Origin of the sequence: Pseudoclavibacter sp. Marseille-Q434, from assembly GCF_050315415.1 — a bacterium.
In the GTDB taxonomy this organism is placed as follows: domain Bacteria; phylum Actinomycetota; class Actinomycetes; order Actinomycetales; family Microbacteriaceae; genus Pseudoclavibacter.
In genome coordinates this window covers 167,176-181,312 of the sequence record NZ_JBNPQH010000003.1, presented here as the reverse complement: position 1 = coordinate 181,312, position 14,137 = coordinate 167,176, and the positions used below count along the sequence as shown (strand labels likewise).

At 68.6% G+C, this 14,137-nt stretch carries 12 protein-coding genes; 8 read left to right on the top strand and 4 right to left on the bottom strand.

Annotated features, from left to right (window positions below; translation table 11 throughout):
• Positions 1–58 precede the first annotated feature (58 nt).
• Both ACQFZP_RS13075 and ACQFZP_RS13070 read right to left on the bottom strand, forming a co-directional pair.
• The gene (locus ACQFZP_RS13075) at positions 59–1,303 is read right to left on the bottom strand and encodes a M20 family metallopeptidase (RefSeq protein ID WP_211891622.1); all 1,245 of its coding nucleotides are present in this window, start codon (positions 1,301–1,303) and stop codon (positions 59–61) included.
• Complete coding sequence (locus tag ACQFZP_RS13070) at positions 1,300–2,490, bottom strand: M24 family metallopeptidase (RefSeq protein WP_211891621.1); 1,191 nt, start codon at positions 2,488–2,490, stop codon at positions 1,300–1,302. The genes ACQFZP_RS13075 and ACQFZP_RS13070 overlap by 4 nt, the downstream gene beginning before the upstream one ends.
• 118 nt (positions 2,491–2,608) lie before the next feature.
• Here ACQFZP_RS13070 and ACQFZP_RS13065 point away from each other — a divergent pair, with 118 nt between their 5' ends.
• A complete protein-coding gene (locus ACQFZP_RS13065; RefSeq protein WP_179557489.1) occupies positions 2,609–4,066 on the top strand; it encodes a hypothetical protein in 1,458 nt (485 codons plus the stop codon).
• Here ACQFZP_RS13065 and ACQFZP_RS13060 read toward each other — a convergent pair whose 3' ends face one another.
• Both ACQFZP_RS13060 and ACQFZP_RS13055 read right to left on the bottom strand, forming a co-directional pair.
• Positions 4,067–4,816 (bottom strand): response regulator, encoded by a 750-nt coding sequence (locus ACQFZP_RS13060; RefSeq protein ID WP_179557490.1) that lies wholly within the window; start codon positions 4,814–4,816, stop codon positions 4,067–4,069. It lies immediately after the preceding gene.
• The gene (locus ACQFZP_RS13055) at positions 4,813–6,165 is read right to left on the bottom strand and encodes a sensor histidine kinase (RefSeq protein WP_179557491.1); all 1,353 of its coding nucleotides are present in this window, start codon (positions 6,163–6,165) and stop codon (positions 4,813–4,815) included. Before ACQFZP_RS13055 ends, ACQFZP_RS13060 begins: the two co-directional genes overlap by 4 nt.
• Before the next feature lie 178 nt (positions 6,166–6,343).
• Here ACQFZP_RS13055 and ACQFZP_RS13050 point away from each other — a divergent pair, with 178 nt between their 5' ends.
• The 7 genes from ACQFZP_RS13050 to clpX all read left to right on the top strand — a co-directional run bounded on the left by ACQFZP_RS13050 (position 6,344) and on the right by clpX (position 14,085).
• Positions 6,344–7,339: a Bug family tripartite tricarboxylate transporter substrate binding protein gene (locus ACQFZP_RS13050; protein ID WP_179557492.1), complete on the top strand. Its 996-nt coding sequence runs from the start codon at positions 6,344–6,346 to the stop codon at positions 7,337–7,339.
• Complete coding sequence (locus ACQFZP_RS13045; RefSeq protein WP_179557493.1) at positions 7,336–8,016, top strand: tripartite tricarboxylate transporter TctB family protein; 681 nt, start codon at positions 7,336–7,338, stop codon at positions 8,014–8,016. The genes ACQFZP_RS13050 and ACQFZP_RS13045 overlap by 4 nt, the downstream gene beginning before the upstream one ends.
• Positions 8,004–9,572 (top strand): tripartite tricarboxylate transporter permease, encoded by a 1,569-nt coding sequence (locus ACQFZP_RS13040; protein WP_104253103.1) that lies wholly within the window; start codon positions 8,004–8,006, stop codon positions 9,570–9,572. Before ACQFZP_RS13045 ends, ACQFZP_RS13040 begins: the two co-directional genes overlap by 13 nt.
• A 257-nt stretch (positions 9,573–9,829) precedes the next feature.
• Complete coding sequence (gene tig, locus ACQFZP_RS13035; RefSeq protein WP_218855259.1) at positions 9,830–11,221, top strand: trigger factor; 1,392 nt, start codon at positions 9,830–9,832, stop codon at positions 11,219–11,221.
• A 160-nt stretch (positions 11,222–11,381) separates the two neighbouring features.
• Positions 11,382–11,996: an ATP-dependent Clp protease proteolytic subunit gene (locus ACQFZP_RS13030; RefSeq protein WP_104240770.1), complete on the top strand. Its 615-nt coding sequence runs from the start codon at positions 11,382–11,384 to the stop codon at positions 11,994–11,996.
• Positions 11,997–12,010: 14 nt separating this feature from the next.
• Positions 12,011–12,682, top strand: a complete 672-nt coding sequence (locus tag ACQFZP_RS13025) for an ATP-dependent Clp protease proteolytic subunit (RefSeq protein ID WP_104253101.1) — start codon at positions 12,011–12,013, stop codon at positions 12,680–12,682.
• Positions 12,683–12,807: 125 nt separating this feature from the next.
• Entirely contained in the window at positions 12,808–14,085 is a 1,278-nt protein-coding gene (gene clpX, locus ACQFZP_RS13020) for an ATP-dependent Clp protease ATP-binding subunit ClpX (RefSeq protein WP_104253100.1), read from the top strand.
• Positions 14,086–14,137 lie beyond the last annotated feature (52 nt).

Sequence of the window (14,137 nt, the reverse complement as noted above, 5' to 3'; positions counted from 1 at the left end):
GCTCCTTGCTGAAAGTTCCACACGGGTAATGCCCAAGTCCAGCGCGCCCACCTGGGTGTTACCGGGACGACTCGCCGAGACGGAGCGCTATAAGCGCGTAGGCGCGCGCGGCGATGAGGAGGTCGCTGACCTGCACGCGCTCCTCCGGCTGGTGCGCCTGCGTCTTGACGTCGCCGGGTCCGAGGATGACGACGGGGATCTCGTGATGCCGGGCGATGAACCCACCCTCGCAGGCCGCGCTCCATCCGCCGATGCTCGAGGTGCCGCCTGCATCGGCGACGGCCCGCACCGCCGTGCCGGGGACGGGTGAGTCGGGCGGGGTGAGGAACCCGGGCATCGCCATGTCGAGCTGGCCGGTGACCGTGATGCGTTCGGCGTTCAGCATCCCGCTCGTCTCGATCGCCGACCGGATGCGCGCGAGCACGTCCTCGAGGATCTCCTCCGGCTCCTCGTGCGGGAGCACCCGTCGGTCGACGTAGAGCGTGCACTCTTCCGCGACGATCGAGGTGCCGTGACCGCCGGCGATCATGCCGACGTTCCAGCTCCCGGTGCTGATCAGGCCGGGTACTGCTGGGGCCTGCTGCGCGATGTGTCTCGCGTCGTCCTCGATGGTCTGCACGGCGATGGCCGCTGCTGCGATGGCGCTCGCTCCGTCAGCCGGATTGCCGGCGTGGGCTGCGGCCCCGCGCAGCGTGATGATGAAGTTCGTGGCGCCTCGGCACGCGACCACGGTGTCGAGGCCGGTCGGCTCGGCGACGACGCACGCCGTGTACGGCAGCGGCTCGCCCGCACTCCGCACCTCACGCGCTGTGGGCGCGTCCGCGATGTAGCGGAGCGCACCCGTCGCGGTGTCCTCCTCGTCGACGGTGCAGAGCAGTGAGAGGCGAACATCCGGGTGCTCCGAGTGCACGGCAGACATCGCCGCGATCACGGCGGCGAGTCCGCCCTTCATGTCGACGGCGCCTCGGCCGATGAGCTGGCCGTCGATGAGGCGCGGCTCGAACGGGTCGCCGAGCCAGCCGGCCCCCGCGGGCACGACATCGCTGTGTCCGAGGAAGAGCAGGGCGGGGCCATTGCCGTCGCCGATCTCGGCGAGCAGGTTGTGCCGACCGGGCGCGACCTCGGTGAGCGTGACCTGGGCCCCAGCCCGCTCGCAGAGCGATGCGAGGACCTCGACGGTCGCGGCTTCCGTCTCACCGGGGTTCTCGCCCCTCGCGCGGATGAGCTCGGCAGCGTCAGCGACGATGCTCTCGAGGTCGAGCCGTGCGAGCACCGCGTTCTCGGCTGCGCTCGGCCCGGTCACGCGTCACCCTTCACGATGAGCTCGCGCGGCGCGCTGGTCAGCACCTCGACGCCCGTCTCGGTGATGCGGATCGACTCGGACACCTCGAAGCCGAAGCCCGTCATCCACATACCCGCGATGAGGTGGAAGGTCATGTTGGGGGCCAGCACCGTCTCTTCGCCCGAGCGGATGCTCACGGTGTGCTCGCCCCAGTCGGGCGGGTAGCCGATGCCGATCGAGTAGCCGAGGCGCGACGCCTTCGTGAGCCCCTGCTTCGCGAGCACCGCATCCCAGGCCGCGACTGCAGCCTCGGGGGTCTGGCCTGGACGCAGCAGCTCGAGCGCGGCCTCGAAGCCGTCGAGGGTCGTCGCGGCGACCCGCTGCAGGTCAGCGCTCGGCTGCCCGAGGCTCACGGTGCGAGCGAGCGGGGCGTGGTAGCGGCGGTGGGGGCCCCCGAGCTCGAGGGAGACGGCCTCCCCGGCCACGATTTCGGCGCTCGACCACGTCAGGTGAGGCGTGTCTGCGCCCTCGCCCGCCAGCATCATGGGAACGATCGACGGGTAGTCGCCCTCGGCGTCGCCGATCCCCGCGGCCTGCGCGGCCTGGATCTCCGCGACGATGTCGCTCTGCCTCCTGCCGCCGCGCAGCGCCTCGATGCCGACCGCCATCGCGTTCGAGCTCACGGCGGCTGCGCTCCGCATGAGCGCGAGCTCCGCATTCGACTTCACGAGGCGCACCCAGTTGACGAGCTCCCGACTGTCGACGAGCTCCCACTCGGGGAGCCTGCGCTGCAGGGTCAGGAAGGATCGAACCGAGAAGAAGTGCGCCTCCGACTCGTAGCCGACGCGCATCCTCCTGGCCGCGTGCCCGCGCTCGCGGAGCTCGGTGGCCGCCCAGTCCATGGGGTGCACCTCGGCGCGATGCACGAGGCTCTCCGGGTAGCCGGCGACCTGCTCGCGCGGCAGCCACGTGGTGTGATGCGCGCCGTGCGCATCCATGGCCCGCATGACGAGCAGCAGATCACCGTCGGCCGGCACGAAGAGGAACTGCGGCATGTAGAACGACCAGGCGTTGTACCCCGTCAGGTAGTGGAGGTTGGCCGGGTCGGTCACGAGCAGGGCGTCGAGGCCGGCGTCCTGCATCCGGACTCGCGTGTTCGCGAGCCTGACCTCGAACTCCTCACGGCTGAAGTCTGCGAGCTGCGACATTCGGGCCCTCCTTCTCTGACGGCGGTCTCGAGAATCTACTCGCTCGCAGGCCCGGCTGAGTGCATGTAGTTCAATGGATGCGCGATCACTGCCCCGTTCATCGCCCCGAGGAGCTCACGTGCCAGACAACTCGACGCCAGACGACTCCGAGAAGGACGACGGCGCCGTCGACTATTCGCAACGCGACTACCAGGCGCCGACGGGGTACCGTGCCCCGGACTTCGTGTCGAAATGGGCGGCGCAGGACAGCAGGGGCGACGCGCAGCGGCTCGAGGACGAGCAGCGGGAAGCGGCGCGCGAGGCCGAGGACGCTGCGGAGGATCCGTATGGTGCGCCCGAGGGTGCTGGCGACTGGACCACGCCGCCCGGGTTGCCCGACCCGCCGCGCACGCTGGAGGAGCTCGACGCGATCATCCGCCGCGAGACGGCAGAGCAGTCGCAGTCGCAGGGGGTTGTCCTGCCGGGCGCAGGTCCCGGTGAGGAGCTCACGCAGTCGCTCGACCCTGACGCAGACCGCCACGAGCTGCTCACGCGCGTCGCCACCGACAGCAGCGCCCTGCTCGGGAAGCGGGTCCAGGATGTGCAGCGGGCGGTGGCGGGCAGCCGTCCGGGCAGCGCGGCAGAACGGCTGGGCGGCCTGATGGCGGCGCCAGCGAGCCAGGTCCCCGGTGCTTCGAACGCGACCTCGGCGACGTCCTCGACCCCGAGGATGGACGCCACGGGGCCCAAGGTCGACGAGAAGGCGCCGGGGAAGGGCAGGGGAGCCTGGTTCGGCGTCATCGCCGCCATCCTCGCCCTCACCTTCGCGATCTCGGGGATCTCGTTCATCGGCTGGGTGCTCGTCGTCGTCTCGCTCATCGCGAGCATCGGCCTGCTGCGTGCCGGTGGCGGGCGCCGCGTCGTCGGCGTCATCACGCTCGTCCTGACGGTCGTGGCGCTCGTGATCCAGCTGATCGGCTCGACGGGTGGCTCGATCCGGGGAGCGGTCACGGAGCTCTCCGGCGGCACCGGCACGCTCGATCTCAACGGGACGACCACTGTCTCGGGAACCGGCAACGCGCGGTTCGACGTCACCCTGCCGGGCGGATCTGCGGACATCGGCCTGCTGCAGGTCGAGTTCGAGGGCGAACGGCTGCGCATCTACGACGTCGACGCCGACGGCGAGCAGATGGGCGGCTCCTCTCTCTCCGCCTACGACGAGTACTCGGGCCTCGCCGTCATCAACGAGTGGACGGACGACGAGTTCCGCGCCATCGACATCGAGGCCGAGGGGGACTGGACGGTGACGCTCGTCTCCACGGACACGCTGCCCTCCTTCGACGACCAGTACTCGGGGTCCGGGCCGGAGGTTGTGCTCTACACGGGCGCCGGTGGGGACGCGACCTTCACCTTCGAACCGGAGCAGAGCGTCTCGATCGACACGTTCGGCGCTGACAGCTGGTACGAGAGCATCAGCGAGGTCACGTCGCTCACCAGGCCCTTCCCGGCCGGTCCCACGATCATCCGCGTCGAGCCGTACGAGGACACGGCCTGGAGCATCAGCTTCGAGGGCGCGGCACCCACCCCGACGAGCTAGTCAGGACGCGCGGCGGTAGCGGAGCTCGGGGCGGCCGCGCTTGCCGTAGACCGGTTCGAGGACCGCCAGGCCGCGCGCGCAGAGGTGGTCGAGGTACCGACGCGCGGTGACGCGTGAGAGGCCGCACCCCTCCGCGACGTCGAGCGCGGACTGCCACTCCGATCCGAGGTGGGCGAGGACGAGCTTGATCGTCGGCTCCGAGAGTCCCTTCGGCAGGGGCCTGCCCCGCGTCGTCGGCGACGGGAGTCCCTGGACGCCTGCCCGGTCGGTCGAAGGGGCAGGACCGCCGCCGCGCCGCGCGAGCAGCCCGTCGATGTCCTGCTGTCGGAGTGGGGCCGTCTGCGGCGCGGCGGCCTCCGGCTTCGGCGCGGCCACGCGAGTGTCCCGGTAGTTGACGAGCCTGGCCTCGAAGTTGGCCTTCGAGAACGGCTTCACGAGGTAGTCCGCGATGCTTGCCGTCGCGAGCTGCGCGACGGACAGGCGGTCGTTGGCCGACGAGATGATGACGGCATCGAAGGAGTCGCCGAGCAGCTGACGCAGGCGGCGCAGCACCTCGACGCCGCTGAAGTCCGGGAGGTGCACGTCGAGCAGCACGAGGTCGATCTCCGTGCTGGCGGCCAACTCCAGGGCCTCATGGCCGCTGCCTGCGGTGGCAACGACCTCGAAGCCGTCGACGCCCGCGAGCATTCGCTCGTGCAGGCGTCTGACGGCGGTCTCGTCATCGACGATGAGCGTGCGGATGGCGGTCACGGTGCGATCCTCCCAGCAGTCGGAGCTTCAGAGGACCCGCCCGCGCCGCTGGCACCAGCGGAGGACAGGGTCGCCACGAAGCGGGCGCCGCCCAGCTCACTTTCCGAGATGACGAGGTCTCCGCCGTGTTCCCGTGCGAGGCGGCGCACGAGGCCGAGGCCGACGCCGCGCGGAATCGCAAGACCGCCCATCGTCTGCGTCTCCTTGGTCGAGAAGCCGACCTCGGTGATCTGGCTCCTGAGCTCCTCCGGAACCCCCGGACCGCTGTCGTCGACCTGCATCCGCAAGCCGGAGGGTGCCGCCTCGACGGCGACGCGCACGATTCCGCGGGCACCCTGGGCTTCGACGGCCTCGGTCGCATTGCCGACGAGGTTGCTGAGCACGGTGGCCGCATCGTCGTCGAAGATGAGCTCGAGGACAGCCCGGTCGTCGCTCTCGACATCGGCGTGGAGCTGCCCGCCGTGCTCGCAGAGGCGCGCGCTCGCAGCTGCCAGGATCGCTCGGATGCGGACGGGCGCATCCGAGAGGGCCTGTTCGAGCTCTGGATCTGCGGCGAGCGAATCCACCGGCGTCAGCGTGCGGATGTACTCGAGGGCCTCACCCCGCTCGTCGACCTCGATGAGCCCGAAGAGGACGTGCAGGCGGTTCGAGAACTCGTGGGTCTGCTCGCGCAGTGCCGCCGATAAGCGGCGCTGCGTCTCGAGCTCCTGGGCTGCAACCGCGAGATGGTCGAAGCGTCGGCCGAGGACCAGGGAGACCCCGGCGGCGCACGCGAGCCCGAAGAGCCCCGCGCCGATGACCCACGGGACCACCTGCCAGATGCGATCCTCCAGCTGCGCGGAGATCGAGGACTCGAGGATGCCGACCGATGCGGTGCCGACCACGACCCCGTCACGCCAGACCGGCACCTTCGCGCGGAGCGTCGGACCCACCGTGCCGACCTCGGAGCCGACGAACGTCTCGCCTCCGAGCGCGACGCTCGGGTCGGTCGAGACCATCTCGCCTCGCCGCTCGGGCACCGGGTGGGTGATGCGGATGCCCTCGTCGTCGGTGATGACGACGTAGTCGACGCCCGCGGACTCCGCGACGAGATCGGCGATCGGCTGCAGCGTGTCACCGGCATCCGGTTCGCCGACGGCGTCGACCACAGCAGGCAGCTCGGCGAGGCTCATAGCCACGGCGAGCGTGCGCTCGCCGGTCTCCTCGCGGATGGAGGTGTGCTGCACCTGGAGTGCCACGAGCAGCGTCGCGAGCATGCAGATCACGACGATCGAGAACTGCACGGCGACGAGCGTGAGCACGCGTGGGCCGCGCAGGGCGCGGAGCTGCGCGCGCGGTTCATTGGCCATGCCGTTCCAACACCTCCCCGTGCACCGATCGTCGAGGAGCACCGGCTGCTCCGGCGGACCTCCGTGTCCACAAAGACCATAAAGGCCAGAAGGCATCGACGCTCAATCCCGGTGCAATCGTAGAGAGCGCGCAGACCAGCGCGGCGACAGAGTCGTTGCCAACGGAAGGAATACTCCATTGAGTAGAACAAGACTCCCGAACAAGCTGCTCACCTCGCTCTTCGCCATCGTCACGGTCGCTGTCCTCGGCTTCGCGGTCGTGGACGCGAGCAGTGCGGGTGCCGGAGCATCGGCGAGGAGCAAGCTCACGATCATGGCGCCGGCGGCGCCCGGCGGTGGATGGGATGCCTTCGCCCGCGAAGCGCAGCAGGCGCTGCGAGCCAACGGCATCGTCAACAACGCCCAGGTCGTGAACGTGCCCGGCGCGGGTGGGACGATCGGGCTCAGCCAGCTGCTGCAGATGCAGGGGCGCGACGACATGCTCATGGTCACCGGTGGTGTCATGGTCGGGGCGACCGTGCTCTCCAACACGGGCGAGTCGCTCGCCGACACGGTGCCCATCGCCCGCCTCGCCGACGACTACAACGCGCTTGTCGTGCCGGCCTCGTCGCCGTACAACACCCTCGACGAGTTCGTCGAGGGCATGAAGAAGGACCCGGGCGGCCACTCGATCGCGGGCGGCTCGCTCGGCGGCATCGACCACCTCCTCAGCGGCATGCTCGGAAAGGCCGTCGGCGTCGACCCGAAGGACGTGAACTACGTCGCCTACTCGGGCGGCGGTGAGGTGCTCTCGTCGCTGCTCTCGAGCACCACCGCGGCAGGGCTCTCCGGCTACAACGAGTTCAGGGACCAGATCGAGGCCGGCACCCTCAAGGCGCTCGCGATCTCCGCCCCCGACCCTGTCGATGGCATCGACATCCCGACCTTCAAGCAGGAGGGCGTCGACGTCGCGATGGTCAACTGGCGGGGCGTGGTCGCCCCACCCGGCATCGACGATGCGACGCGCGACGAGCTCGTCGCCATCGTCACCGAGCTCGAGAACAGCCCCGAATGGGCTGACGCGCTCGACCGGAACAACTGGACGGACAGCTTCCAGCCCGGTACCGATTTCGAAGATTTCCTCGTCGGCGAGACCGACCAGGTCACCGCACTCGTGAAGGAGCTCGGACTATGAGTCAGGTGCAGAACCAGCGTGAGGCGCAGCGCTCTCGAGATTCGAGAGGGTCAGCTACCAGCAGCATCCAGACGGGGCCACGCTCCTGGTGGCACGGAAGGAGCGAACTCGGGGTCGCCGCGTTCGTCTTCCTCCTCGCCGCGGTCTTCGCGATCGGCACAGCCACCATGGACGTCCCGGCAACCGCGGGAGTCCCCGGGCCGCAGTTCTTCCCGACCATCGTCGTCATCCTCCTCTTCATCGTCTCCATCGCTCTCGCGATCACCGTCATCCGCAGGCCAGCACGCGATGACGAAGACGAAGCGGACCAGATGCTCGAGATCTCACCGGAGCTGCTCGAGGACATCGGCCAGATCGACACGACCTCCGAGATCCGCGTCGTCACGGCCGCCGCGGGGGAGGAGCGCAAGAAGCGCGACGGCACCGACTGGAAGACCCTCGGCATCGTCTTCGCCGCGCTCGCGGGCACTGCGCTGCTGCTCGAGCCGCTCGGCTGGATCATCACGGCTGCCGCGCTGTTCTGGGTCGTCGCCTACGCCCTCGGCAGCAAGCGCCACCTCTTCGACATCGGGGTCGCGTTCCTCTTCTCGTCACTCGTGCAGCTGTCGTTCTCGGCGGGCCTCGGCCTGACGCTGCCGTCCGGAATCCTGAGCGGAGTCCTCCCATGGATCAGCTGACCCACCTCCTCGAGGGCTTCACCGTCGCCCTCACCCCGATCAACCTCCTCTGGCTGCTCATCGGCGCCGTCCTCGGGACCGCGGTGGGCGTGCTGCCCGGCCTCGGCTCCGCCATGGCCGTCGCGCTGCTGCTCCCCGTCACCTTCAGCCTCGACCCGACCGGCGCGTTCATCATGTTCGCGAGCATCTACTTCGGCGGACTCTTCGGCGACTCGACCTCGGGCATCCTGCTCAACACTCCGGGAAACTCCTCGGCGATCGCGACGACGTTCGAAGGTCACCGGATGGCGAAGGACGGCCGAGCCGCGAAGGCGCTCGGAACCTCCGCCATCGGCGCGTTCATCGGCGGCACGATCGCGACGGCGCTCGTCGTGTTCTTCTCGCCGTTCCTCGTGCAGCTGGCGACGCAGTTCGGGCCTGCCGAGTACTTCGCGCTGGCCGCGTTCGCGTTCGTCGCGATCTCCTCGGTGGTCGCCGACTCCGTCATCCGCGGCCTCATCGCGCTCGGCATCGGCCTCGCGATCGCCCTTGTGGGCGTCGACGGCCCCTCCGGCGCCTCGCGCTTCACGATGGACCTGCCGCAGTTCTTCGACGGCATCTCGATCATCGTCGTGACGGTGGGCCTCCTCGCGATCGGCGAGGTCCTGCACGTCGCCAGCCGCATCCACCGCGAGGGCGGGCTCACGAAGATCCCCGCGTCCGGATCGCCGTACCTGAACCTTCGCGAGCTCCGACAGGCCCTCCCGGCGTGGCTTCGCGGCACCGCCTACGGCGTGCCCTTCGGCGCGATCCCCGTCGGCGGCTCCGAGGTGCCCACCTTCCTCGCGTACGGCACGGAGAAGCGCCTCGCGAAGCGCCGCGGCGACCGCGACTTCGGCACGCGCGGCGCCATCCAGGGTGTCGCCGCGCCCGAGGCTGCCGGCAACGCCACCGCAGGAACGGCGATGGGCGCGCTGCTCGCGCTCGGCCTCCCCACGTCGGCGACGGCCGCGATGATGCTCGCGGCGTTCCAGCAGTACGGGATGCAGCCGGGGCCGCTCCTCTTCGAGCGCAGCGCAGACCTCGTCTGGCCGCTCCTCGCGAGCCTCTTCGTCGGGCTCCTCATCCTCCTCATCATCAACCTGCCGTTCGCCGCCGTCTGGGCGAAGCTGCTGCTGATCCCGCGCCACTACCTGTACGCGGGCATCACGGGCTTCGCGATGCTCGGGGTCTACGCCATCGCGTCGTCGCCCGTCGACCTCTGGCTGGCGCTCGCGATCGGCGCGTTCGGCTTCGTGATGCGGCGCTACGCCATCCCGCTCGCTCCCGTGCTCATCGCCGCGATCCTCGGACCACTCGCCGAGACCGAGCTGCGCCGCGCGCTGGCGGTCAGCGAAGGTGACCTGGGCATCCTCGTCGACTCGCCCATCACCATCGCGCTGTACGTGCTCATGGCCGGCGCCATCGTCATCAGCGCCATCCAGCACCTGCGGACCCGCACCCGCGAGAAGCAGATCCAGAAGGCCAAGACGGAGGCCGTCGCCGTCCAGGCCGCCGAGCGAGAGGACGCCAGGTAGCGCCGACCAGCGGATGCCGCGAGGGCAGGTGGATGCGCACAGCGCGCCCGCCTGCCCTCGCGCGTTCCCCGGATCCGCCCTCGCGCCTCCGCGCCCACACGAATCCTGATTGCCGGTAGAGTGCTGTCGTTTGTGGGTGCCGTAGGCTGTTCGCAGCCGCATCAGTGCGGCGATACGCCCATCTGGGTGGTGCGCGGCGTGCAGTCGCACCCCGCTCCACGCGCGAATCCGCGCAGTCACCCCACGTATCTCAGGAGATGCCCCACGTGAAGACCTCGGTCGAACAGATCAACCCGACCCGCGTCAAGCTGACGATCAACGTAGAACCGGCTGAACTCAAGCCATACGTCGACTCGGCCTACCGCACCATCGCAGAGCAGATCCAGGTGCCCGGCTTCCGCCGCGGCAAGGTTCCGACGCCGATCATCGACCAGCGCGTCGGTCGCGCCGCCGTCCTCGACCAGGCGATCTCCGATGGCCTCGACGTGTTCTTCAACCAGGCCGTCGCAGAGTCCGACGTGCAGCCGCTCGGTCGCCCGAAGGCCGACATCGTCGAGACGCCGAACGTCGCCGACTTCGCAGGCGACCTCGTCGTCGAGGTCGAGGTCGACTCGCGTCCCTCGATCGAGCTCCCCTCCTACGACGGCATCAAGGTCGAGGTCGAGGCTGCGGCCGTCGACGCGGCTGACGTCGACGCCGAGCTCGAAGAGCTCCGCAAGCGCTTCGGCACGCTCGTCACCGCAGACCGCCCGATCGAGGACGGCGACTTCGTGACGCTCGACCTCATCGCGACGGTCGACGGCGAGAAGGTCGACGAGGCCGAGGGCATCTCGTACGAGCTCGGCTCCGGCCAGCTCCTCGAGGGCACCGACGAGGCGCTCCTCACGCTCACCGCAGGCGAGGAGACCACCTTCCGCTCCACGCTGCTCGGCGGCGAGCACGAGGGCAAGGAAGCAGAGATCACGGTCACCGTGCAGTCGGTCAAGGACCGCGAGCTGCCCGAGGTCGACGACGAGTTCGCGCAGATCGCGAGCGAGTTCGACACGATCGAGGAGCTCCGCGCCGACCTCGAGACGCAGGCCAAGAGCAAGAAGACGTTCGAGCAGGTCGATGCCGCACGCGAGAAGATCGTCGAGCAGCTCCTCGAGCTCGTCGAGATCCCGCTGCCGGAGACGCTCATCAACGATGAGGTCACGCGCCACCTCGAGCAGGAGGGCCTCCAGCCCGACGACGAGCACGGTGTCGAGGTTCGCGCGAACGCCGAGAAGTCCTTCCGCCAGCAGGTGCTCCTCGACGAGGTCATCAAGGCCGAGGGCGTCGAGGTCGAGCAGGACGAGCTCACGCAGTTCCTCATCCAGTCGGCAGCCCAGTACGGCATGGCTCCGCAGGAGTTCATCGGCGTCCTGCAGGAGAACAACCAGCTCCCCGGCATGATCGGCGAGGTCGCACGCTCCAAGGCCATCCTGTTCGTTCTGGACAAGGCCGAGGTCGTCGACACCAACGGCGACGCCGTCGACATCTCCGAGTTCACGGTCGCTGTCCAGCGCGCCAAGGACAAGGCAGCCGCAGCTGAGGCCGAGGCGTCCGCCGACGCCGTCGAGTCAGAAGAGGTCGCCTCCGACGAGGTCAAGGACGACGAGGCCAAGTAGTCTCCAGTTCCACTTCGCGAAGCGCCGCCGGCATCACGCCGGCGGCGCTTCGTGCATGTCTGGCCCTTTGCCAGGCACCGTGTGCCGTGGGCGAACAGGCCAGCGCTGGCCTCGCGGCTCTACTAGATTCGGTGACGACCGTTAGGGAAATGGAGCGACCGTGGCTGATATTCAACTGCCGAACAGCGTCTTCGACAGGCTCTTGAAAGACCGCATCATCTGGCTCGGGTCCGAGGTGCGCGATGAGAACGCGAACGAGATCTGCGCGAAGATCCTGCTGCTTGCTGCAGAGGACCCTGAGCGAGACATCTACCTCTACATCAACTCGCCGGGTGGATCGATCACCGCAGGTATGGCGATCTTCGACACGATGGAGTTCGTGCCGAACGACATCGTCACCGTGGGCATCGGCATGGCGGCCTCCATGGGCCAGCTCCTGCTGACCGCAGGTGCGCCGGGCAAGCGCTACATCACGCCGAACGCGCGCGTCCTGCTGCACCAGCCGCACGGCGGCTTCGGCGGCACGGCGAGCGACATCCAGACCCAGGCGCAGCTGATCCTCGACATGAAGGCGCGCCTCGCGTCGATCACGGCACAGCGCACGGGCAAGAGCCTCGAGCAGATCAACGAGGATGGCGACCGCGACCGCTGGTTCAACGCCGATGAGGCGCTGGCGTACGGCTTCGTCGACCACATCCGTTCGTCGGCGACCGAGGTCACGGGCGGCGGCGGCACCAAGCGCGACGCCGAGTCCACGTCCGAGTCGGCAGAGTAAGGAAGCCAGAGCATATGAACACCCCATTTCTGACCGGCGGCTCGCCGGCAGGCGTCCAGAGCCCCTCCTCGCGGTACATCCTGCCGTCGTTCGAGGAGCGCACGGCGTACGGCTACAAGCGCCAGGACCCGTACGCGAAGCTCTTCGAGGACCGCATCATCTTCCTCGGAGTGCAGGTCGACGACGCCTCGGCTGACGACATCATGGCCCAGCTCCTCGTGCTCGAGAGCCAGGACCCTGACCGCGACATCACGCTGTACATCAACTCGCCCGGTGGATCGTTCACGGCCATGACGGCGATCTACGACACGATGCAGTACATCCGTCCAGAGGTCTCCACCGTGTGCCTCGGGCAGGCAGCCTCCGCGGCCGCCGTGCTGCTCGCCGCGGGACAGCCCGGCAAGCGCCTCGCTCTCCCGAATGCTCGTGTCCTCATCCACCAGCCCTCGACCGGCGGCGCCGGCCAGGGGCAGGCGTCGGACATCGAGATCCAGGCGCAGGAAGTGCTGCGGATGCGCACCTGGCTCGAGGAGGCGCTCTCGCGTCACTCGGGCAAGCCCGTCGACAAGGTGAACCGCGACATCGAGCGCGACAAGATCCTGTCGGCCGCCGAGGCCCTCGAGTACGGCCTCATCGACCAGGTGCTCACGAGCCGCAAGGGCGCCGAGCCGGTCATCATCGACTAGTTCGAGTAGACCGAACAGCGACATGCAGTGCCCGGATGGCCGTGTCGGGGGAGTCCCCCTGGCGCGGCCATCCGGGCAATGTCGGTGGTTCGGGTTAGTCTTGGCAGACCGCGAAGGAGGTCCTCATGGCACGTATCGGTGAAAGCAGCGAGTTGCTGAAATGCTCGTTCTGCGCCAAGAGCCAGAAGCAGGTGAAGCAGCTCATCGCTGGTCCTGGTGTCTACATCTGCGACGAGTGCGTCGAGCTGTGCAACGAGATCATCGAAGAGCGCATGGCCGACTCCGAGACCAGCGAAGTCAAGGACTTCGAGCTCCCGAAGCCGCGCGAGATCTTCGCCTTCCTCGAGGAGTACGTCATCGGGCAGGAGCCCGCGAAGAAGGCACTCGCCGTCGCGGTCTACAACCACTACAAGCGTGTTCGCGCGCTCGGCCAGATCACCTCTGCAGAAGAGCGGGTCGACGAGGTCGAGATCTCGAAGAGCAACATCATGCTCATCGGGCCAACCGGATGCGGCAAGACCTACCTCGCGCAGTCGCTCGCGAAGCGGCTCAACGTGCCGTTCGCTGTCGCTGACGCGACGGCGCTGACCGAGGCGGGGTACGTCGGCGAAGACGTCGAGAACATCCTGCTGAAGCTGCTGCAGGCCGCTGACTTCGACGTGAAGCGTGCCGAGACGGGCATCATCTACATCGATGAGATCGACAAGATCGCGCGCAAGGCGGAGAACCCGTCCATCACGCGCGACGTCTCCGGCGAGGGTGTCCAGCAGGCGCTGCTGAAGATCCTCGAAGGCACTGTCGCGTCGGTTCCGCCGCAGGGTGGCCGCAAGCACCCGCAGCAGGAGTTCATCCAGATCGACACGACGAACGTGCTCTTCATTGTGGCGGGTGCCTTCGCGGGCCTGGAGGAGATCGTCTCGCAGCGTGCCGGCAAGAAGGGCATCGGCTTCGGCGCCCCCCTGCACTCGAAGAACGATGATCGCGACCTCTACAGCGAGGTGCTCCCGGAAGACCTGCACAAGTTCGGGCTCATCCCGGAGTTCATCGGCCGCCTTCCCGTCATCACGACGGTCTCGCCGCTCGATCGGGGCGCACTCATCGACATCCTCACGCAGCCGCGCAACGCGCTCGTGAAGCAATACCAGAAGATGTTCGAACTCGACGGTGTCGAGCTCGTCTTCGACGAAGGCGCGCTGGAGGAGATCGCCGACCTGGCGGTGCTGCGCCAGACCGGTGCCCGCGGGCTCCGAGCCATCCTCGAGGAGACGCTCGGGCCGGTCATGTTCGATGTGCCCTCCCTCGACGACGCCAGCCGGGTCGAGATCACTCGCGACGTGGTGCTCAAGAATGCCGCACCGACGATCATCCCGCGACCGGAGCTGCGCGCCGAGAAGTCGGCCTAGCTCACCGTCGCGTGAGCGCGTCGACGACGCCCAGAAGCCCCGCCTGCCTCAC